The organism is Streptomyces malaysiensis subsp. samsunensis (genome assembly GCF_024519315.1).
GTDB classification, from domain to species: Bacteria; Actinomycetota; Actinomycetes; order Streptomycetales; family Streptomycetaceae; genus Streptomyces; species Streptomyces malaysiensis.
This window is the reverse complement of sequence record NZ_JANIIC010000032.1, coordinates 75,184-93,885: the sequence shown is the minus strand read 5'-3', so window position 1 is coordinate 93,885 and position 18,702 is coordinate 75,184. Positions and strand designations below refer to the sequence as shown.

Genomic DNA, 18,702 nt, shown 5'->3' with positions numbered 1-18,702 from the left:
CCCAAATACGAGGCGCCCCAAATTCGAGGCGCCCCAAGGGGCGCGCGGCTGTGTCGATATGCGGCTCCGCCGCGAGGACCGACCGGCCACGACGGCGCCGCGCCGCGGACGATCGACGGCAGCTCAGCGCACTTCCAGCGGAGCGCCTACGCGGGGCGCAATGTGTGATTCGGAGCACCTCCCGCGCACCGCGCAACTTTTTAGTTGAACATTAATCTAAGTGTCGTAGAGTGGTTCCCGTCAGCGATATCCGCGCTTATGCAGAGGTTTCTTCCATGGCACTCGTCCTTGACCCCACCGCCCAGGACCTGCTCTTCCGCGAGGCCCGCACCGCCAACACCTTCACCGATGAGCCGGTGTCCGAGGAGCAGGTTCAGGCGATCTACGACCTGATCAAGTACGCGCCGACCGCGTTCAACCAGTCGCCGCTGCGTATCGTGCTGGTCCGCTCGCCCGAGGCCCGTGAGCGTCTGGTCCAGCACATGGCCGAGGGCAACCAGCCCAAGACCTCCACCGCGCCGCTGGTCGCGATCCTCGCCGCGGACAACGAGTTCCACGAGGAGCTGCCCGCGCTCTTCCCGCACTTCCCGCAGGCCAAGGACGTCTTCTTCGGCGAGCGCGCCGCCCGTGAGCAGGCCGCGGCCCTCAATGCCTCGCTCCAGGCCGGTTACTTCATCCTGGGAATCCGCGCCGCCGGTCTCGCCGCGGGCCCGATGACCGGTTTCGACCCGGCCGGGGTCCAGAAGGAGTTCCTGGACGAGGACCACACCCCGCTGATGGTCATCAACATCGGCAAGCCGGGCGAGGAAGCCTGGTTCCCCCGTGGCCCGCGCCTGGACTACGACGAGGTCATCACCACGGTTTGATCGAACGCTCGATCAACCACGGGCCCTCGGCCCGGACCGGGGGTCCGGGCCACGCCCCCGGCCGTCGCGCTCAGCCCTTCTTCTCGGTGAGCGCGGCGGCCATCTTCGTCAGCTGTCCGTGCGCCGCCGTCCCGGTGACCACCGTGGTCACGCCCGGCTCCTTGCGCACCAGCGCGTCGTACTTGTCGCCCTCGTAGCGGGTCCACTCCTTGCCGTCGATCCGCTCCGTCCGCTTGGTCTCCCGCGCCTGCTGGGTGACCTCCTCCACGAACGGCACGGGCTTGCCGTCGCTCTGCTCGACCGCGACGTACTCCTGATCCTGGTCGAGGAAGCCCAGGTGCCAGACCGCGCCGTCCTCGGCGGCGGCCGGGCGGTAGGTCACCGAGGTGGCGCGCCAGCCCTCGGGCAGGCTCCCGGGCTCGGGGGCGGCCACCGGGTACGGGGCGGCGCGGCGGGCCGTGTCCAGCTCCACGCGGTAGTCCACCGTCTTCACCCCGGCGCCCTTGGCGCCCTCGTCGTGCGGGATACCGAAGAGGTAGATGGCCGCCGCGACGACGCCGATCGCCGCCAGCGACAGCACCATGTCCCGGACCGTCTCTTTGCCACGCATACCTGCCACGCCCCCTATCGTCCCTCATCCGGTCGCCGGACCTCGCAACAGGGCCGCGCTCATGCATGGGGCTATCTGCTCACTTAGCCAATCAGCGGATAAAGTCATGAGCACCCTCACCCCGGTCCGTCGTCGTACAGAAAGGTGCGCTCCGATGACCGAGCATCATCTCCCGTCCCAGCTAGAGGTCAGCCCCGAGGCTCCCGATCGCAACCTCGCCCTGGAACTCGTCCGGGTCACCGAGGCGGGTGCCATGGCCTCCGGCCGCTGGGTGGGCCGTGGCGACAAGAACGGCGCCGACGGCGCCGCCGTCAAGGCCATGCGCTCCCTCGTGCACACCGTCTCGATGAACGGCGTCGTCGTCATCGGAGAGGGGGAGAAGGACGAAGCCCCGATGCTCTTCAACGGTGAGCGCGTGGGCGACGGCACCGGCCCGGAGTGCGATGTGGCCGTGGACCCGGTGGACGGCACCACGCTCACCGCGAAGGGCATGGCCAACGCCGTCTCCGTACTCGCGGTCGCCGAACGCGGCACCATGTTCGACCCGTCGGCCGTCTTCTACATGGACAAGCTGGTCACCGGGCCCGACGCCGCCGAGTTCGTCGACATCACCGCGCCCCCCGGCGTGAACATCCGCCGGATCGCCAAGGCCAAGAAGTCCAGCCCCGAGGACGTCACCGTCGTGGTCCTCGACCGCCCCCGCCACGAGGGCATCATCAAGGAGATCCGGGAAGCGGGCGCCCGGATCAAGTTCATCTCCGACGGCGATGTGGCCGGCGCGATCATGGCCGCGCGCGAGAGCACCGGTGTGGATCTGCTGCTGGGCGTCGGCGGTACGCCGGAGGGCATCATCGCCGCCTGTGCGATCAAGTGCCTCGGCGGCACGATCCAGGCCAAGCTGTGGCCGAAGGACGACGAGGAGCGGCAGCGCGCCCTCGACGCGGGCCATGACCTCGACCAGGTCCTGGAGACCGACGACCTGGTCAGCGGCGACAACGTGTTCTTCGTCGCGACCGGGATCACCGACGGCGATCTGCTGCGCGGGGTGCGGTACCGCGCGGAGACCGCCACCACCCAGTCGCTGGTCATGCGGTCCAAGTCCGGGACCATCCGGCAGATCGACTCCACCCACCGGCTGGCCAAGCTGCGCGCGTACGCCTCCGTCGACTTCGAACGGCCGAGCTGAGCCGAACGGCACGTCGAGCGGCACGTCGAACGACCGAGCTGAGCGAACGGCCGACCCGATCGCGTCCGCGGCGTATGACGCGGACCGCACATGACGAGGGCCGGGTCCCGCCCCCCGGCGGCGCCCGGCCCAGGTCCCGAAGAGTTCAGCCCGCGGCGGCGACCCGCACCGCGCGCTGGAGCTCCGCCTCCCGGCGCCGGCGGCGGGCCAGCACGACCCGGCGCTCGGCCGCGGTCAGCCCGCCCCATACGCCGTACGGCTCGGGCTGGAGGAGTGCGTGCTCCCGGCACTCGACCATGACCGGGCAGCGTGCGCAGACGCGCTTGGCGGCCTCCTCCCGCGACAGCCTGGCAGCCGTGGGCTCCTTGGAAGGAGCGAAGAACAGTCCCGCCTCGTCCCGTCGGCACACCGCCTCCGAGTGCCAGGGGCCGGCTTGATCCCGCGCGGGGACGCGCTGCGGGGGCACGGCGGCTTCCAGCAGGGGCTGATGCGGTTGCAGCACGGTCTACTCCTGACGACGGCTCCGGTGGTCACCCTTGCCCGCCTCGAGGTGTACGGCCCCGTTAGCACCCCCATCAGCCGTACGAGAGACGATGCACCAAGCCTTACCCGCTGTGCGCGTGCTTATGCACACCGTTGTCCCACCCGGAACTTCCCCCTGCACACCCCTTCTTCAGGGCTTATGTTCGCAGGTTCTTCAGCCGCTTACCCCGCTTGGGCTTGGCCTCCACACCGCCGAATACCGCGAACCCGGTGACGTGGATGACCGGCGCCTCCGGGTCCTGCGCCTCGTACGTCCGCACGTCGAAGCCGCCGAGGATGCCCGCGCCCGAACCGCGCAGCGAGACGTTCTCCGGAACCTTGATCTCCACCCCGCCGAACGCGGCCACGACATGGATGACGATCTCCCGCTGCTCGAAGACCGCCTCGGTGAGGTCGATTTCCACGCCGCCGAAGATCGCCAGGGCGTTCGTACGGCGCCGGACCCGCCAGCGGCCCTTCCGCGTCGAACCGCCGAAGATCGCCACCAGGTTCTCCCCCTCGGGCAGGGAGCGCGACCACCCCGCCGCCGCGTCGCGCCCCGGCGCCGAGGCGGCGCCGTGGACGGGGGCGGCGGGCAGATCGCGCACCAGCGGCTCCAGCTCGCCGATGGTCTTGGCGCGATAGACCGCGTCGATCCGCTCGGCGTGCTCCTCGGGCTGGAGCCGCCCCTCGGCGAGGGCCTCCCGGAGGATGTCCGCGATCCGGTCGCGATCCGCGTCGGACGCCCGGAGCTCCGCCTCGGCGACGGGCGCCGGAGCCGCCGGGGCCGACTGTGCGGGGGCGGATTTGGTCAGGGGCACGGGCTGCTGCTCATCCACGGGCTCAGCGTACCCAGTCGCGATAGATCGCGACTAGGGGTCGTGGCGACTCGACGGACGGAGTCCGGCGCCGCTGCCCGAAGCCTGCGAGGCCCCCCGGGGCCGAACATCGCGAGGGCAGCGATCCAAGACGGGGCTAGATCGCGACTAGGGGACGGATCCCTGATCCTTCCCCTACCTACAGGTGATCTTCTTCCCCTACTACTGAGTCCTACTGAGCCTTACCTCACAGGTCCCGTCCGGCGGCCCCGTTCTACGCTTATGGACGCGCTGTCGATGAAGTCAGCCGAAGCCCTGTCGAGTGAGGAACGGCCGCGATGCCCCCCAGCCCCCGCCCTGCCCCCCCTGGGTTCGCCTATTCGGACCTCCTGCCCCTGGGAGAAGACCAGACCGCCTACCGTCTGGTGACCTCCGAGGGCGTGAGCACCTTCGAGGCCGATGGGCGCACCTTCCTGAAGGTCGAGCCGGAGGCGCTGCGCACGCTGGCGGCCGAGGCCATGCACGACATCTCGCACTATCTGCGCCCCGCCCACCTCGCCCAGCTGCGCCGCATCCTCGATGACCCCGAGGCCAGCGCCAACGACCGCTTCGTGGCGCTGGACCTGCTGAAGAACGCCAACATCGCGGCGGCCGGGGTGCTCCCGATGTGCCAGGACACCGGCACCGCGATCGTCATGGGCAAGCGCGGGCAGAACGTGCTGACGCGAGGGGGCGACGAGGAGGCCCTCTCGCGCGGCGTCTACGACGCGTACACCAAGCTGAATCTGCGCTACTCCCAGATGGCCCCGCTGACCATGTGGGAGGAGAAGAACACCGGCTCCAACCTGCCCGCGCAGATCGAGCTGTACGCGACCGACGGCGGCGCCTACAAGTTCCTCTTCATGGCCAAGGGCGGCGGCTCGGCGAACAAGTCCTTCCTCTACCAGGAGACGAAGGCGGTGCTGAACGAGGCATCGATGATGAAATTCCTGGAGCAGAAGATCCGCTCGCTGGGCACCGCCGCCTGCCCGCCGTACCACCTGGCGATCGTGGTCGGCGGCACCAGCGCCGAGTACGCGCTGAAGACCGCGAAGTACGCCTCCGCGCACTATCTCGACGAGTTGCCCACCGAGGGCTCCCCGACCGGCCACGGCTTCCGTGACAAGGAGTTGGAGGAGAAGGTCTTCGAGCTGACGCAGAAGATCGGGATCGGCGCGCAGTTCGGCGGCAAGTACTTCTGCCATGACGTCCGGGTCGTCCGGCTGCCGCGGCACGGCGCCTCCTGCCCGGTCGCGATCGCGGTCTCGTGCTCCGCCGACCGCCAGGCGCTGGCCAAGATCACGCCGGAGGGCGTCTTCCTGGAGCAGCTGGAGACCGACCCGGCCCGCTTCCTGCCGGAGACGACGGACGAGGAACTGGTCAAGGGCGCGGGCCCGGATCTGGACGCGGTCGCCGTCGACCTCGACCGGCCGATGGACGAGGTGCTGGCCGAGCTGACCAAGCACCCGGTCAAGACCCGGCTCTCGCTGACCGGCACGCTGGTGGTCGCCCGGGACATCGCCCACGCGAAGATCAAGGAGCGGCTGGACGCGGGCGAGGAGATGCCGGAGTACCTGAAGAACCACCCGGTCTACTACGCGGGCCCGGCCAAGACCCCCGAGGGCTACGCTTCCGGCTCCTTCGGGCCGACGACGGCGGGCCGGATGGACGCGTACGTCGAGCAGTTCCAGGCCGCCGGGGGCTCGAAGGTCATGCTGGCCAAGGGCAACCGCTCGAAGCAGGTCACCGACGCCTGCGCCGCGCACGGTGGCTTCTACCTGGGCTCGATCGGCGGCCCGGCGGCGCGGCTGGCCCAGGACTGCATCAAGAAGGTCGAGGTCCTCGAGTACGAGGAGCTGGGCATGGAGGCGGTCTGGAAGATCGAGGTCGAGGACTTCCCGGCGTTCATCGTGGTGGACGACAAGGGGAATGACTTCTTCAGTCCGCAGGAACTGTCTCAGCCGACCTTCACCAGCATCCCGGTGCGTCAGGCGGACTGATATCTGACCTTGCAGCGGGGCCCCGGAATCCTTCAGTTCTCACCCCCGGGGGGCTCTGTCGGTCGCGGCCGATTCCCGGCACGGGTCCCGCCGCCGCGAGCGCGGTCTCCCGCCTGCGCCGGGCGACCGAACCGGAGGGCCGGTCCGGTCGCCACGGACCGACAGAGAGGGACGGCGACCCGTCGAACACTCGGGAACACGAACGGCCCACCGCCGGTCAAGTCGGCGGGGGCCGTGGTGTGCGCCGCTGGTGTCAGCTTGCCTTGGGGGCGAGCGTGGTGACGTACTGGTACGAGACGCCGAGTATGGCGCCGGTATCGCGCACGGTCAGGCTGCGGGTGAGCGTACGTGCAGCCTTGGCGAGGGCGGCGGCTGCCTCCTTCTCTGCCGCTTCGGCTGCCCCCTTCTTCTCTTCGGCTTCGACGACGACGGCGGCCATGGCGGGATCGGCCGGTCGCATGACCAGGTTGAAGCCATCGACCTCGACGTCCATTCAAGGCGACAATGACCCACCCGGCCATCGTGTCGCGTCGCACTGAAGTGGCCCACCACGCGCCCCCTCCAACCTCTTGAGCTCGGCGGGGCGTTGGTTACACCAGGCCGAAACATGATCGTCTACCCGAGTACGCAAATATTGGCGTTGCGCCATGGACTGGGTCCCGAGGGCCGACCTAGCGTCGTCCTGACAGCAAAGATGAGCCATGCATAAGAAAGGGGCACCATGGCGCGAAGCGATCTGACCCGTCTCACCGGCAATACTGGCGGGCCTAACTGCGACGACGACGATTGCCCGAACGTCTACCGAGACGAGACGGATGGCGGCATCGTCGTCCAAGGCCACCAGTGCAAGGAGTTTCAACCTCCGGCCGGTGAGGCGCTGGTGAAGAGTCCCGAGCATGTTCTGAGGGAGGCTGTTCATGCTCTTGGATGGTGATGGCTGGCGTGAGTTCTTCGACGCCTTCGAGCGGGAAGCCTGGCGGTTCGAGGCGCAACCCACGTACACCATGCCCAAGGAGCAGGAGAACGTAGCCCGCTTTCTGCTGGGTGAGGCAAAGCCCGCGGATCACAATGCACGCTGGCATGACCGAGTCAAGAGATACGTCGACTCAGGCCGCAGCATCGGCCGTGTTCGCGTCGTGCGCCAGCCGCTTACCGACTATCAGCGGTACCAATTCGCTTGGGGCATCCCGGGCAACATCAAGGCCGGTGAGGACATCCGCGTCTTGGATATAACCCACGACGACCACGGCCTGCCGCTCACCGGCCAAGACTGGTGGATGTTCGACGGAACCCGCATCGCCCTTCTCAACTTCCGGCCGGACGGCACCCAGATCAACCGCGAGGCGTACGAGGGCGACCCTGCTCTCCACCGGGAATGGAAGCGGATCGCTCTAGAGCACGCCGTGCCCTTCGAGGAGTACGTGAAGGGCCTTGACCTTTGATCCGGGACAGCTAGGTCAGTCGAAGGCTGACCTAGCAGAAACACTCCGCACGCTACGCAAGCGAGCCAACCGAACTCAGGTCTGGCTCGCTCAGCGCTGCAACATATCTCAGACCAAGCTCAGCAACCTTGAAACGGGCCGGATTACCCCAAGCCTTATCGACGTTGAACTCATACTCAGGGCTCTTGACGCTCCCATGGAACTCGTCACGGAGGTAACAGCCCTTGCGAGGCTTGCCAACACCGAGTGGCAAGGAAAACGGGCATCGTGGCGTAGAGGTTTGGAGAAGCGCCACGGTCTACGACCAACGCCTGGTAACAGTCGAGACCTTCACGGGGAGAATCGTTTTCCAGGATGCAAGAGATATTGCCGAACATCTAGCGGTATTCGACCTATACGAGCATCACGCACTCTTTGGCGAGGAGGCAAGGAGCGTGCTTGGGGAGTGGGCTGCTTCCTACCGCTCATGATTTTTACTCCACAACGCCAATATTTCTCGACTCTGCTGTCGCATCGGTGAATCGTGGATTCCACGGATTAACCAAGTCAGGGAGACGCAGGCGATGACCGACAGCGAGACGACGATCGCGCCACCGATCTATCTGTCGCTCCACGCAATCCCCCGCATCGCAGGTCAGGTGATTGAACAGCGCGTGTCACCACCCCGGCCGCCCGTAAGCGAGTCAGCCCATACGGAGGAAGCGCTCCCGAAGGCAGCGGAGGCGCAGCCGGAGGCTCCTACGCACCACCCACGAACTCCCGCCCCGGCGGTTGGAAACCCTGGACAGGTCGAGCAGCCGGAGCGGGTGACCAAACCGCAGGGGAATCCCCCTGCGGACCACAGGCCATGCCATCGACGATACGACGGCATGGCCCTGCGCGAAAGAGGAGACTCGCAGATGAATTCTGCGGCCGTCGACAAGTACGAGACGCGCACGCCCGACGCCGAAGGCTGGCGCGGAATCCCGTTCCGGCACCCGCGTGACCTGGTGACCGCCCAGGCAGATGGCGGGAAGCACGACGGAGGCCCGATGCCCCCGGAGGCTCCCCGAGAGCCCACCCCACAGGGAGGTGACGGCAAATGAACCCCTGACAGCCCCGGCGGCTGGCTGAATCGGGCCCTGTCGTCTGCTTCGTGGCAGATGACAGGGGCCGTAATTCTGGTATTCCGTCAGGGCCGATCAGACTGCTGGCAGCTGCCCGCTCTTAACTGCCGATATGAACGATGACCAGGACGACACAGGGAAGGCCAACGCCGGACCATGCGGATCCTTGCTATCCCGAACGGGAACGATGTCGGCAGACGCGAGCCTAGGTGCCCACTCGACACAACTGCCGCCCCCATTGCCACTGTAGCTGGATTTGACCCACTCGATGCCGGAGAGGTCAGGTATGGCGCTCATCGGGTAGTACCTCCATCAGGGATCGAATGAAAGTCGCCGTATCACTCGGCGACAGAGCACAGGCTCTCAGCAGATCGTAGGCCCGCCGACGCGCCGAGACCGCCGCAAGGTCCTCAAGCAACGTCCCCGTAGAAATGCTCTCTTCGTAAGCTACGTGAGCACCGTTGTCGAGGGTCATCAACGTCAGCGTTCCTCCTACCAGAGCATGCCCGCCATGTTCGAACGGCAGAACCTGAACCACGCTCGTGGGGGTCAGCGTCAGATCAACCAGACGAGATAGCTGTGCGTGCATCACGGTCGGCCCGCCGAATGTCCGCCTCAGGACTGCCTCATCAAGGATCAGTGAGATATCGGGCGGAAAATCAGCACTCAATAGAGTTTGCCGACTCATTCGAGCGGTGACCAACTCCTCGATCTCTTCCGGCGCGGCTTTGGGATCGAACATTTCGAACAGGGCACGGGCGTAGCCCTCGGTCTGTACAAGCCCCGGCACGATTTGACCGGCGTACTCCTCAATGAGCCGTGCTTGTGCCTCAAGTTCCATCCGCCGCCGAAACTGATCGGGGTGGATCTCACGGCGGGCAAGCCCGTACAGCTCTTCAAAGATCCCGTCCGTTCCAAAGGCGGCGTCCAGCCGCTTGGCCAGGTCGGGCGGGGGCATGGCGTCGGCCGTCTCGATGCGGGACAGGTGACTTGTGCTCACCATCACGACATCCTTCAACCGCTCAAGACTCATGTCCGCGCGCTCTCGGTGGGCGCGCATCTTCGCCCCGAACAAGTGTCGGGCTGATCGGTCGGGCGTGAGTTCGCGTGGCCGTGCCGCCATGTGCCCCCCATTTCCCCAAGTGGCTCTCGGGATATGAACCCCACCTGAGCGTACGTGAGTTGCGCCACTCTTGCGTCAGAAAGGCAAGACCCCCGCGACGTGGCTGTGTCCGGGGGCGTGGCCCAACAGCCTCACAGGAGCTGATGAACAATGAACAACCCTATCCAGGGGTTCTACGCATGGGTGAGTGCGTTTCCCGCCTTACGGCCGCTCGGCCGTCATCGGTCCGGGGCGATGCCTCTCGCGCCGCGCGCGGGTATCTCGCGGCCCGAGGCGGGAGACGTGGACTCCCGCGCCAGGCCCCAACCGGTGACCACAAGCCCGAACAGCGACTCGCCGACTCCCGAACTGCGCACGGCGGCCCTGCCGCAGGACGACCAGGAACCCGCCTCGGTACGGCCGTACGTGGTGGCCCATGAGCAGCGGCGCGAACAGCGGCGGAGCGGCGACATCCCCCGCGTGGAGCTGGTGTGTGCCCCGCACGGCATGGTGGTCATCAGGTGATCGTCAATACCCAGAGCACGCGCTCCTCTTACCCCCTGGGGCCCGGGTGCGCTCTGTGCGCCACCCCCGGGGCTTTCGGGCCCCATGATCCCGCCGACCCGCACTCGGGTCTGTGTTCTGCGTGCATCACGGCCGGTAAGCCCACCCGTGAGGGTCTTGAAAGCGCGGTGGTGATCGTGGCCGGACAGACCCTGGCAGGGGCTGAATCCCTCGAACTGACCACCGCCGCGCCGGAAGAGTTGGCCTACCACCTGGGGGCGGTGAAACGGAGTCTGCGCAGCGTGCTCCAACTCCTCGCACCGGTCGAAGGAAAGGGGGCTCGGTGAACGCCAACAACCCACCCGACCGGGGCGAACGGCCGACGATGACCATGCGCGTCTACACCATGGCGCGCGACGGAATCATTACCGCACAGCGTGCGATGGTGACCGCCCTCGTCGGGGAGAAGAGCGACGCCTACGGACTCGGGCAGGCATGGCCACCGTGCCAGTGCCCCCGCCACCGTGGACACAACGACCCGAACCGGTTCAAGCGCTCCTGAGACGGCCGCCCGCCCCGGAGGGCGAGGGGCGGGCGGTCCCCCAGCGGCCCCGGTCGTCGTGCCTGACGCGCACTTCCGCGGGGGCTGGGACGGCGTCGCCACCCCGGCCCCTGCGGGTACGTTCACCCCCTCAGCGCCGCCTCGAAGGCGCCGGGGCGCTGGGTGACGCCGCTGCACCGGGTGTTCGGGGCGACGTTCTCGGTCGACTCGGGGGCCGCGGCACCGTCCGTGGGGTCGGCGGAGGTGGTGGGGTCGGTGGGGGTGGCGGACTGGGTCATCTCCGGGGTGCACGGCTGGTCGCGTTCGGCGGACCACATCGACAGCCGTCCGATCCCCTTCTCCGCGGCGAACCGCGCCAGCCCGGACGCGTCCTCCAGCGTGAAGACCTCGCCGGTGACGTCATTGACCCCGATCATCGGCGTCACGGCGAGGATCTTCCAGGCGGCGGCGTCGGACATGCCGAACACCTCGCGGATCCGGGCCTGTGCGGCGGTGGCCGCCTGGACGGCGTAGTCGCCCATGTCGCCGGTGTGGTCGCCGCTGTAGTTCATCGCCATGATGTTGACGGTCGAGAGGATGACCCCCTCCTGTTTGGCGGCCTCCAACTGGGCGACGCTCTGCGGGGTCAGCCCGTCGGGCATGGCGGGCAGGGTGAAGGAGATGTTCAGGCCCTCGTGGGTGCGCTGGACCAGCGCGAGCGCCTGGGCGCGGCGGGCGGCCGCCTCGGTGTTGGCGAGCGCCTCGCCCTCCAGGTCGAAGTCGATCCTGTGCGCCTGGTATCGCTCGATCACGTCGGCGTAGGCGGAGGCGAGTTCGGGGACGTCGGTGCAGACGGTGGCGAGTTCGGTGCCCTCGGCGCCGCCGAAGGAGATCCGTACGTCGCCGCCCGCCCGGCGCGCGCCCTCGATCCGGACGTCCAGCGCCTGGTCGTCGAGGGAGGTGCCGCCGTCCCACACCGGGGCGCAGCCGTCGCCCGCGACGATGAAGCCCAGCGAGAACTCCTTGACTCCGCGCCCCGCCGCCGCGGTCATGTCGTACGCCGAGTCCGACCAGGCGTTGACGTACGGCGTGAACTCGGCGGGTGGCCGGGCCTCGGGGGGCCGTGAGGCCCCAGCCTGTGAGGGCGCGGCGTGCGGCTCGGGCGGCGGCTTGTGCTGTCCCGCCCATACGGCGATGGTGGCGCAGACCACCGCGCCGGCCACGGCGATTGCGCTCATGCGGGGGCTGGCCCTCATGGCTCTGGCTCCTCCTTGCGGTCCGGTACGAGGCGCCGGGGGCCCGCGCCCCCGCACCGTCCTTCCGACCAAACCTCGCATATTCGGCGAAGCCTACCGAACTATGACACACCGCATGTTTGACTTATATGTCGCATGTCGTATTTTCTGCATTAACCTCATGCGTATGGATCCTCAGTCAGATGTGGCCGAGCGCGCGCCTTCGCGTCCCCTCCGCGCTGACGTGGCCCGGAAGGGGCCCGTGTTCGTGGACCTCTCCGGGCGCCGTGGCCGGCTGGTACGACATGTGGGCGTGGTCGCGGGGGCCGCCTGCCTCGGCTACTCGGCTGTCCTCGGGTTGGGCTACGCGGGCGGTACGCCCTTCGCACCGCAGACGCTGATCCCCGGTCGTTCCGTCACCACCGAGGCGTTCGGCCGACAGCCGAAGCACACCCCGGAGGGACGTTCGGGGCCCTCCGGGTCGCGGGAGCGGCGGGACACCAACGAGTACGGCGAGTACGACGGGTACGGATACGACGAGGACGCCCCGCACCACCGTCAGCACCGGCGCCAGCGGCACTCCTCCGGGCGCCCCGAGCCGCTGGCCGCCCGGCAGCCCATCGCCCTGCCCCCCGTCACCACCCGGCCGCGGCCCGCACCGCCGCAGCCCGACCGGCCCAAGGCCGAGGCCCGCCACGCGGCGCAGCGGCACTCCTCCGCGCACCCCCGCCCCAGCCACCGCGAGTCCGCCGCGGGGCACCGGTCGGCGGGGCACCGGCCCACAGGGCACCGCAAGTCCGGTCACACGCCCTCGCATCCGGCCGCCCATCCGCCCGCCAAGCGGCCCGTGGACGCCTCGCACACCCCGGCCAAGAAGCACCCCGCCACCGCCGAGCCACCGGCCAAGGGCTCCGGCCACCCGAAGGCCCCCGGCCGCACCACGAAGCCCGGCCACGCCAAGTCCCCCCAGAAGCCCCAGTCCCACAAGCCCCCGCGGGCCGACACGGTCACGCCCCCCAAAGGCCCCAAGGGGCCCGCCGAAGACGGCGCCCCGGCCGGTGGGGCGGGCGCCCCCGAGGCACCCGAGCCGGCGGACGGGGAGTCATGAGCGGCGGCAGACCGCCGAAGCTGCCGCGGCCACGCCGTCGGCTCCCCGCGCCCCGTCAGGACGGCGCGCCGCGCACGGTGTTCCGGCTGACCAGCCCCGGCCGCCGCGCCGCGAGGCTCACGGGCAGGCTCGGGCTCATCCGCAAGCCCTGGCTCCGCCGCGTCCGGCCGTCCAAGGGCGAGGGCCGCGTCCCCGAACTCCGCACCCCTGAACGCCGGGCCTCCGGGCTCCCCGCCCCTGAACTCGGCACCCCCAAGCTCCCCGCCGCCAAGCTCCGCCCCGCCCGGCTCCGTACCGTCAAGCTGCGCAAGCTCCGCACCCGCACCCGGATGGTGCTCGCCCTCGCGACCCTGCTCGCGCTGGTGTGCACCCTGCTGCTGGACGGCTATCTGCACGCCGAGGTCGGCAACGACGCCCGGGTGTACCGCTCACACGCCTCGCGCACCGTCCCGGACCGGCTGCGCAAGGGCGGCCCGGTGATCACCTTCGACCGGAAGGGGAAGGCCACCGAGCACGCCATCCCGTCCAGGACGATCGCGCTGACCTTCGACGACGGCCCGGATCCGCGCTGGACCCCGGAGATCCTCGACGTACTGCGCCGCCACAAGGTGCGGGGGACCTTCTTCGTGCTGGGCCAGATGGTGGTCCGCCATCCTGAGCTGGTCCGCCGGATGCGGGCCGCGGGCCATGAGGTCGGGGTGCACACCTTCTCCCATGTCGACCTGTCCTACCAGGACAAGGGGCGCATGGACCGCGAACTGGCCCAGTCCCAGCTGGCCCTGGCCGGTGCGGCGGGCATCACCAGCTCGCTCTTCCGCGCGCCGTACGCCTCCAAGGTCCGCGCGCTGGACGACCGCACCTGGCCGGTGCAGCAGCACATCGGCTCCAAGGGCTACATCAGCGCGTTCGTGGACACCGACAGCGAGGACTGGCAGCGGCCCCCGGTCAAGGAGATCGTCCAGAACGCCACTCCCGAGGGCCGGAAGGGCGCGTCCGTGCTCTTCCACGACGCGGGCGGCAACCGCGCGCGGACCGTGAAGGCCCTGGGGCTCTATATCGAGCGGATGCAGAAGAAGGGCTACTCCTTCACCACCGTCACCGGCGCGCTCGGCGCCCGCGGCGCCAACCACCCGGCCCACACCCTGCCGATCTGGGAGGGCCGGGCGCTGATCTGGGCCGCCGCGTTCACCCACAGCGCCCTGCCGTTGCTGGTGGGGCTGCTGGGTCTGGTGGGCTTCTCGGTGATCGGGCGGCTGCTGCTGATGGTGGTCCTCGCCTGGTGGCACCGGCGCTCCCGGGAGCGGCGGCGCTGGAGCCGGGTGCAGGAGGTCACCGATCCGGTGACCGTGATCGTGCCCGCGTACAACGAGAAGGAGTGCATCGCCAACACCCTGAAGTCGCTGTCGGCCTCCACCCATCCGATCGAGATCCTGGTCGTGGACGACGGCTCGACCGACGGCACCGCCGATATCGCGGAGGCGATGGGGCTGCCCAACGTACGGGTGCTGCGCCAGGCGAACGCGGGCAAGCCCGCCGCGCTCAACCGGGGCATCGCCCACGCCGGCCACGAGCTGATCGTGATGATGGACGGCGACACCGTCTTCGAGCCCACCACCATCCGTGAGCTGGTGCGGCCGTTCGCCGACTCACGGGTGGGCGCGGTCGCGGGCAACGCCAAGGTCGGCAACCGGGGCAGGCTGATCGGCGCCTGGCAGCACATCGAGTATGTGATGGGCTTCAACCTCGACCGGCGGATGTACGACCTGCTGCGCTGCATGCCCACCATCCCCGGCGCGATCGGCGCCTTCCGCCGCCGGGCGCTGCTGGAGGCCGGGGGCATGAGCGCGGACACCCTGGCCGAGGACACCGACATCACCATCGCCCTGCACCGGGCCGGCTGGCGGGTGGTCTACCAGGAGCACGCGCGCGCCTGGACCGAGGCGCCCAGTTCCGTGGGCCAGCTGTGGAAGCAGCGCTACCGCTGGAGCTACGGCACCATGCAGGCGCTGTGGAAGCACCGCCGCTCGCTGATCGACCGGGGGCCCTCGGGCCGGTTCGGCCGGGTGGGGATGCCGCTGGTGGTGCTCTTCCAGATCCTCACCCCGCTGTGCGCACCGCTGATCGACCTCTTCACCCTCTACGGGGTGATCTTCCTGGACCCGCTGCGTTCGCTGCTGGCGTGGGGCGCGCTGCTGCTGGTGCAGCTGCTGGGCGCGGCGTACGCGTTCCGGCTGGACCGGGAGAGCTACCGGGCGCTGGCCGTACTGCCGCTCCAGCAGATCGCCTACCGGCAGCTGATGTATCTGGTGCTGCTGCACTCCTTCGTGACCGCGGCGACCGGCGCCCTGCTGCCGTGGCAGAAGCTCAAGCGCACCGGCGAGGTGGACACCCCGCGGGCGCCGGAGGCCGTACGGTGACCGGGCTCACCCGTTCGGCTCGGCCGGCGCGGGAACACGGCGTGGCGTGACGACGCTGAGCTGGACGGAGGTGTCCCCATGACCGACGAAAGCCACCGCGAGAGCGGCCCCCGGGAGGGCTACCGCATCGAGCACGACTCCATGGGTGAGGTCCGGGTGCCCGCACACGCCAAGTGGCGCGCCCAGACCCAGCGGGCGGTGGAGAACTTCCCCGTCAGCGGGCAGCGCCTGGAGCGGGCGCACATCGAGGCGCTGGCCCGGATCAAGGGCGCGGCCGCCGTGGTCAACGCCGAGCTGGGCGTGGTGGACAAGGCCGTCGCGGGGGCGATCGCGGAGGCGGCGGCCGAGGTCGCCACGGGCCGCTGGGACGACCACTTCCCGGTGGACGTCTTCCAGACCGGCTCGGGCACCTCGTCCAATATGAACACGAACGAGGTGCTGGCCACCCTGGCGAGCGAGCGCCTGGGCCGGCCGGTGCACCCCAACGACCACGTCAACGCCAGTCAGTCCTCCAACGACGTCTTCCCCTCCTCCATCCACATCGCGGCCACCGCGGCCGTCACCGGCGATCTGATCCCGGCCCTGGCCCATCTGGCGGAGGCGCTGGAGCGCAAGGCGGGCGAGTTCGCCGATGTGGTCAAGGCGGGGCGCACCCATCTGATGGACGCCACTCCGGTGACCCTGGGTCAGGAGTTCGGCGGCTACGCGGCCCAGGTGCGGTACGGGATCGAGCGGCTGCGCGCCGCGCTCCCCCGGCTGGCCGAGCTGCCGCTGGGCGGTACGGCGGTGGGCACCGGGATCAACACCCCGCCCGGGTTCGCCGCCGCCGTCATCGCCGAGCTGACCCGCACCACCGGGCTGCCGCTGACCGAGGCCCGGGACCACTTCGAGGCGCAGGGCGCGCGGGACGGGCTGGTGGAGACGTCCGGGCAGCTGCGGACCATCGCGGTCGGCCTCACCAAGATCGCCAACGATCTGCGCTGGATGGCGTCGGGCCCCCGCACCGGACTCGCCGAGATCGCGCTGCCCGATCTCCAGCCCGGTTCCTCGATCATGCCGGGGAAGGTCAACCCGGTGATCCCCGAGGCCACGCTGATGGTCGCGGCGCAGGTCACCGGCAATGACACCACCGTCGCCACGGCGGGGGCGGCCGGGAACTTCGAGCTCAATGTGATGCTCCCGGTGATCGCCAAGAATGTGCTGGAGTCGATTCGGCTGCTGGCCAATGTCTCCCGGCTGCTGGCGGACCGCACCATCGACGGCATCACCGCCAACGCCGAGCGGGCCCGGGAGTACGCGGAGTCCTCCCCGTCCGTCGTCACCCCGCTCAACCGCTATCTCGGCTACGAGGAGGCGGCGAAGGTGGCCAAGCGGTCGCTGGCGGAGCGCAGGACCATCCGCGAGGTGGTTCTGGAGTCCGGCTATGTGGAGCGCGGGCTGCTGACCCTGGAACAGCTGGACGAGGCGCTCGACGTGCTGCGCATGACGCATCCTTAGCGGGTCCGGCGCGGTTTCACGGACCCGCCCCTGACGTTGGCCCCCGGTTGCGTCATAGGTCACGGCATCGCGGCCCGCGCGCACCTAAGATCTGCTCATGACAGCGGACATCGTGGAGACGACGGGGACGGCGGACATCGCCCGGTGGGCACCGGGCGACCATATCCTGTGGCGCTATCGGGCCAACGCCTCCGACGTCATCCACATCTGCCGTCCCGTGACCGTCGTCGAGGACACCGCCGAACTGCTCGCCGTCTGGCTCGCCCCCGGCACCGTCTGCGTCAAACCGCAGCTCACCGACGGCACCTCGGTGCACCATGAGCCGCTGCCCACCCGTTACACCAAGCCGCGCACCACCGCGCTGTCCCAGTGGTTCGGCACGGGCGTGCTGAAGCTGGCCCGGCCCGGCGCCCCGTGGTCGGTGTGGCTGTTCTGGGACCATGGCTGGCGCTTCCGGAACTGGTACGTGAACCTGGAGGAGCCACTGGTCCGCTGGGGCCACGGAGTGGACTCCGAGGACCACTTCCTGGACATCGCGGTCTACGCCGACCGGAGCTGGGAATGGAAGGACGAGGACGAGTTCGCGCAGGCGCAGCGGGCCGGGCTGATGGCTCCCGAGCAGGCGGAGCGGGTCCGGGCCGCGGGCCGGGCGGCCGCGGCGGCCATCGAGTCCTGGGGAGCGCCGTTCCGGGACGGGTGGGAGGACTGGCGGCCCGACCCGGCGTGGTCCGTGCCCGCCCTTCCGGCGGACTGGGGCCGTACGGACAAGAAGCACACCTCGGCACACTCGAGGTCATGAACCTCTTGTCGTGTCCCAGTGTTTCAAACGTAGGATCGTCGTCCGGAACACTGCCCATGCGGGACACCAGACGGCGGCGCAAGTCTCGGGCGATGCGCAAGATCTGACGTAATCTCACAGGAGGGGGCGGAGTCGTGAGCGGTGAGGAAGAATACAGAGACGGCTACGAGGGCTACGAGGACTTCGACCGTCTCGCACTGGACCGCAGCGGTCAGGCGGACGCCTTCGACACCATCGGCGACCGCTACGACGATGCCTTTCCGCACAAGGAGGGCCAGGTCGAGGCCGGCCGCTGGCTGGCCGAAACCCTTCCGCCCGGCTCCCGGGTGCTCGACGTCGGCTGCGGTACGGGCCTGCCCACGGCCCGTCAGCTGTTTGACGCGGGGCACGAGGTGGTCGGCATCGACATCTCCCCGGGCATGCTCAAGCTGGCCCGGGACAATGTGCCGGAGGCCACCTTCCACCATGTGGACATCGTCGATCTGCGGGTGGGCGGCCGCTACGGCCCGGGAGGCCCCCGGGCGCTCGGCCCCTTCGACGGCATCGCGGCCTTCTTCACCCTGCTGCTGCTGCCCCGCCCGGAGATCCCGTACGCACTGCGGACCCTGTACACGGCGCTCAGGCCCGAGGGGCTGCTGGGGCTGGGCATGGTGGAGTCGGACATCGACGACTTCCCCATTCCGTTCCTCGGCAACTCGGTCCGGGTATCCGGTTATCTGCGGGACGAACTGCGCCAGGTCGTCCGCGATGCGGGCTTCGAGATCACCGAGGAGGACTCGCACGCGTACGCCCCGGCCAGCACGGACGTACCACCTGAGATCCAGCTCTATCTGAACTGCCGACGACGTGCCTGACACTCGGTGCGCCCACGACGGGCGGGCGCACAGCCCCGGACGGATGGAAACCCACG

21 protein-coding genes and 1 pseudogene are annotated in these 18,702 nt (G+C 69.2%); 15 read left to right on the top strand and 7 right to left on the bottom strand.

The annotated features are described in order from the left end of the window. Nucleotides 1–275: 275 nt before the first annotated feature. Nucleotides 276–866: a malonic semialdehyde reductase gene (locus NQU54_RS25930; protein ID WP_257633218.1), complete on the top strand. Its 591-nt coding sequence runs from the start codon at nt 276–278 to the stop codon at nt 864–866. Between the two features lie 70 nt (nt 867–936). On the opposite strand, the gene NQU54_RS25925 is transcribed toward NQU54_RS25930, so the two are convergent. Further along, nucleotides 937–1,476 (bottom strand): DUF4245 domain-containing protein, encoded by a 540-nt coding sequence (locus NQU54_RS25925; RefSeq protein ID WP_167504522.1) that lies wholly within the window; start codon nt 1,474–1,476, stop codon nt 937–939. Nucleotides 1,477–1,630: 154 nt separating this feature from the next. On the opposite strand from NQU54_RS25925, the gene glpX reads away from it, so the two are divergent. Next, the gene (gene glpX / locus NQU54_RS25920; protein WP_257633217.1) at nt 1,631–2,662 is read left to right on the top strand and encodes a class II fructose-bisphosphatase; all 1,032 of its coding nucleotides are present in this window, start codon (nt 1,631–1,633) and stop codon (nt 2,660–2,662) included. A gap of 145 nt (nt 2,663–2,807) precedes the next feature. Here glpX and NQU54_RS25915 read toward each other — a convergent pair whose 3' ends face one another. Further along, the gene (locus tag NQU54_RS25915) at nt 2,808–3,164 is read right to left on the bottom strand and encodes a WhiB family transcriptional regulator (protein ID WP_020868722.1); all 357 of its coding nucleotides are present in this window, start codon (nt 3,162–3,164) and stop codon (nt 2,808–2,810) included. Nucleotides 3,165–3,342: 178 nt separating this feature from the next. Next, a complete protein-coding gene (locus NQU54_RS25910) occupies nt 3,343–4,023 on the bottom strand; it encodes a DUF1707 SHOCT-like domain-containing protein (protein WP_257633216.1) in 681 nt (226 codons plus the stop codon). A 317-nt stretch (nt 4,024–4,340) separates the two neighbouring features. Here NQU54_RS25910 and NQU54_RS25905 point away from each other — a divergent pair, with 317 nt between their 5' ends. Beyond that, nucleotides 4,341–6,041: a fumarate hydratase gene (locus NQU54_RS25905; protein ID WP_257633215.1), complete on the top strand. Its 1,701-nt coding sequence runs from the start codon at nt 4,341–4,343 to the stop codon at nt 6,039–6,041. Nucleotides 6,042–6,294: 253 nt separating this feature from the next. Here NQU54_RS25905 and NQU54_RS25900 read toward each other — a convergent pair whose 3' ends face one another. Continuing rightward, on the bottom strand, nt 6,295–6,534 hold the full coding sequence (locus NQU54_RS25900; protein ID WP_257633214.1) for a hypothetical protein: 240 nt from the start codon (nt 6,532–6,534) through the stop codon (nt 6,295–6,297). Between the two features lie 228 nt (nt 6,535–6,762). Here NQU54_RS25900 and NQU54_RS25895 point away from each other — a divergent pair, with 228 nt between their 5' ends. The 5 genes and pseudogenes from NQU54_RS25895 (at nt 6,763) to NQU54_RS25880 (ending at nt 8,568) form a co-directional block, all read left to right on the top strand. Continuing rightward, complete coding sequence (locus NQU54_RS25895; RefSeq protein ID WP_257633213.1) at nt 6,763–6,975, top strand: hypothetical protein; 213 nt, start codon at nt 6,763–6,765, stop codon at nt 6,973–6,975. After that, nucleotides 6,959–7,483 carry a DUF6879 family protein gene (locus tag NQU54_RS25890; RefSeq protein ID WP_257633212.1) on the top strand — a complete coding sequence of 175 codons (525 nt, stop codon included), beginning with the start codon at nt 6,959–6,961 and terminating at the stop codon, nt 7,481–7,483. The genes NQU54_RS25895 and NQU54_RS25890 overlap by 17 nt, the downstream gene beginning before the upstream one ends. Then, nucleotides 7,473–7,631: pseudogene (locus tag NQU54_RS49390) on the top strand (helix-turn-helix domain-containing protein); the annotation flags it as partial. The gene NQU54_RS25890 and the pseudogene NQU54_RS49390, both read left to right, overlap by 11 nt. Nucleotides 7,632–7,707: 76 nt before the next feature. Beyond that, a complete protein-coding gene (locus tag NQU54_RS49385) occupies nt 7,708–7,953 on the top strand; it encodes a Scr1 family TA system antitoxin-like transcriptional regulator (protein ID WP_306279057.1) in 246 nt (81 codons plus the stop codon). A 429-nt stretch (nt 7,954–8,382) separates the two neighbouring features. Continuing rightward, nucleotides 8,383–8,568: a hypothetical protein gene (locus tag NQU54_RS25880; RefSeq protein WP_257633211.1), complete on the top strand. Its 186-nt coding sequence runs from the start codon at nt 8,383–8,385 to the stop codon at nt 8,566–8,568. A gap of 96 nt (nt 8,569–8,664) precedes the next feature. On the opposite strand, the gene NQU54_RS25875 is transcribed toward NQU54_RS25880, so the two are convergent. Further along, nucleotides 8,665–8,886, bottom strand: a complete 222-nt coding sequence (locus tag NQU54_RS25875) for a DUF397 domain-containing protein (protein WP_257633210.1) — start codon at nt 8,884–8,886, stop codon at nt 8,665–8,667. Next, a complete protein-coding gene (locus tag NQU54_RS25870; RefSeq protein WP_257633209.1) occupies nt 8,870–9,712 on the bottom strand; it encodes a helix-turn-helix domain-containing protein in 843 nt (280 codons plus the stop codon). Before NQU54_RS25870 ends, NQU54_RS25875 begins: the two co-directional genes overlap by 17 nt. A 309-nt stretch (nt 9,713–10,021) precedes the next feature. Here NQU54_RS25870 and NQU54_RS25865 point away from each other — a divergent pair, with 309 nt between their 5' ends. After that, nucleotides 10,022–10,216: a hypothetical protein gene (locus NQU54_RS25865; protein WP_257633208.1), complete on the top strand. Its 195-nt coding sequence runs from the start codon at nt 10,022–10,024 to the stop codon at nt 10,214–10,216. Nucleotides 10,217–10,538: 322 nt separating this feature from the next. Beyond that, nucleotides 10,539–10,757, top strand: coding sequence for a hypothetical protein (locus NQU54_RS25860; RefSeq protein ID WP_257633207.1), 219 nt, complete (start codon nt 10,539–10,541; stop codon nt 10,755–10,757). Between the two features lie 122 nt (nt 10,758–10,879). Here NQU54_RS25860 and NQU54_RS25855 read toward each other — a convergent pair whose 3' ends face one another. Continuing rightward, complete coding sequence (locus NQU54_RS25855; protein ID WP_257633206.1) at nt 10,880–11,992, bottom strand: chitinase; 1,113 nt, start codon at nt 11,990–11,992, stop codon at nt 10,880–10,882. Between the two features lie 166 nt (nt 11,993–12,158). On the opposite strand from NQU54_RS25855, the gene NQU54_RS25850 reads away from it, so the two are divergent. The 5 genes from NQU54_RS25850 (at nt 12,159) to NQU54_RS25830 (ending at nt 18,646) form a co-directional block, all read left to right on the top strand. Then, nucleotides 12,159–13,079, top strand: coding sequence for a hypothetical protein (locus NQU54_RS25850; RefSeq protein WP_257633205.1), 921 nt, complete (start codon nt 12,159–12,161; stop codon nt 13,077–13,079). After that, nucleotides 13,076–15,496 (top strand): bifunctional polysaccharide deacetylase/glycosyltransferase family 2 protein, encoded by a 2,421-nt coding sequence (locus NQU54_RS25845; protein WP_372506028.1) that lies wholly within the window; start codon nt 13,076–13,078, stop codon nt 15,494–15,496. The genes NQU54_RS25850 and NQU54_RS25845 overlap by 4 nt, the downstream gene beginning before the upstream one ends. Nucleotides 15,497–15,574: 78 nt before the next feature. Next, complete coding sequence (locus tag NQU54_RS25840) at nt 15,575–16,993, top strand: class II fumarate hydratase (RefSeq protein ID WP_257633204.1); 1,419 nt, start codon at nt 15,575–15,577, stop codon at nt 16,991–16,993. Nucleotides 16,994–17,090: 97 nt separating this feature from the next. Continuing rightward, nucleotides 17,091–17,792: a cytidylyl-2-hydroxypropylphosphonate hydrolase gene (gene fomD, locus NQU54_RS25835; protein WP_257633203.1), complete on the top strand. Its 702-nt coding sequence runs from the start codon at nt 17,091–17,093 to the stop codon at nt 17,790–17,792. Between the two features lie 134 nt (nt 17,793–17,926). Further along, nucleotides 17,927–18,646 carry a class I SAM-dependent methyltransferase gene (locus NQU54_RS25830; protein ID WP_257633202.1) on the top strand — a complete coding sequence of 240 codons (720 nt, stop codon included), beginning with the start codon at nt 17,927–17,929 and terminating at the stop codon, nt 18,644–18,646. Nucleotides 18,647–18,702 lie beyond the last annotated feature (56 nt).

Excerpts from the sequence above, each read along its gene's own strand:
- NQU54_RS25930 (WP_257633218.1), top strand. The coding sequence starts at position 276 with ATGGCACTCGTCCTTGACCCCACCGCCCAGGACCTGCTCTTCCGCGAG.
- NQU54_RS25925 (WP_167504522.1), bottom strand. The coding sequence starts at position 1,476 with ATGCGTGGCAAAGAGACGGTCCGGGACATGGTGCTGTCGCTGGCGGCG.
- glpX (WP_257633217.1), top strand. The coding sequence starts at position 1,631 with ATGACCGAGCATCATCTCCCGTCCCAGCTAGAGGTCAGCCCCGAGGCT.
- NQU54_RS25905 (WP_257633215.1), top strand. The coding sequence starts at position 4,341 with ATGCCCCCCAGCCCCCGCCCTGCCCCCCCTGGGTTCGCCTATTCGGAC.
- NQU54_RS25900 (WP_257633214.1), bottom strand. The coding sequence starts at position 6,534 with ATGGACGTCGAGGTCGATGGCTTCAACCTGGTCATGCGACCGGCCGAT.
- NQU54_RS25895 (WP_257633213.1), top strand. The coding sequence starts at position 6,763 with ATGGCGCGAAGCGATCTGACCCGTCTCACCGGCAATACTGGCGGGCCT.
- NQU54_RS25890 (WP_257633212.1), top strand. The coding sequence starts at position 6,959 with ATGCTCTTGGATGGTGATGGCTGGCGTGAGTTCTTCGACGCCTTCGAG.
- NQU54_RS25880 (WP_257633211.1), top strand. The coding sequence starts at position 8,383 with ATGAATTCTGCGGCCGTCGACAAGTACGAGACGCGCACGCCCGACGCC.
- NQU54_RS25875 (WP_257633210.1), bottom strand. The coding sequence starts at position 8,886 with ATGAGCGCCATACCTGACCTCTCCGGCATCGAGTGGGTCAAATCCAGC.
- NQU54_RS25870 (WP_257633209.1), bottom strand. The coding sequence starts at position 9,712 with ATGGCGGCACGGCCACGCGAACTCACGCCCGACCGATCAGCCCGACAC.
- NQU54_RS25855 (WP_257633206.1), bottom strand. The coding sequence starts at position 11,992 with ATGAGGGCCAGCCCCCGCATGAGCGCAATCGCCGTGGCCGGCGCGGTG.
- NQU54_RS25850 (WP_257633205.1), top strand. The coding sequence starts at position 12,159 with ATGGATCCTCAGTCAGATGTGGCCGAGCGCGCGCCTTCGCGTCCCCTC.
- NQU54_RS25845 (WP_372506028.1), top strand. The coding sequence starts at position 13,076 with ATGAGCGGCGGCAGACCGCCGAAGCTGCCGCGGCCACGCCGTCGGCTC.
- NQU54_RS25840 (WP_257633204.1), top strand. The coding sequence starts at position 15,575 with ATGACCGACGAAAGCCACCGCGAGAGCGGCCCCCGGGAGGGCTACCGC.
- fomD (WP_257633203.1), top strand. The coding sequence starts at position 17,091 with ATGACAGCGGACATCGTGGAGACGACGGGGACGGCGGACATCGCCCGG.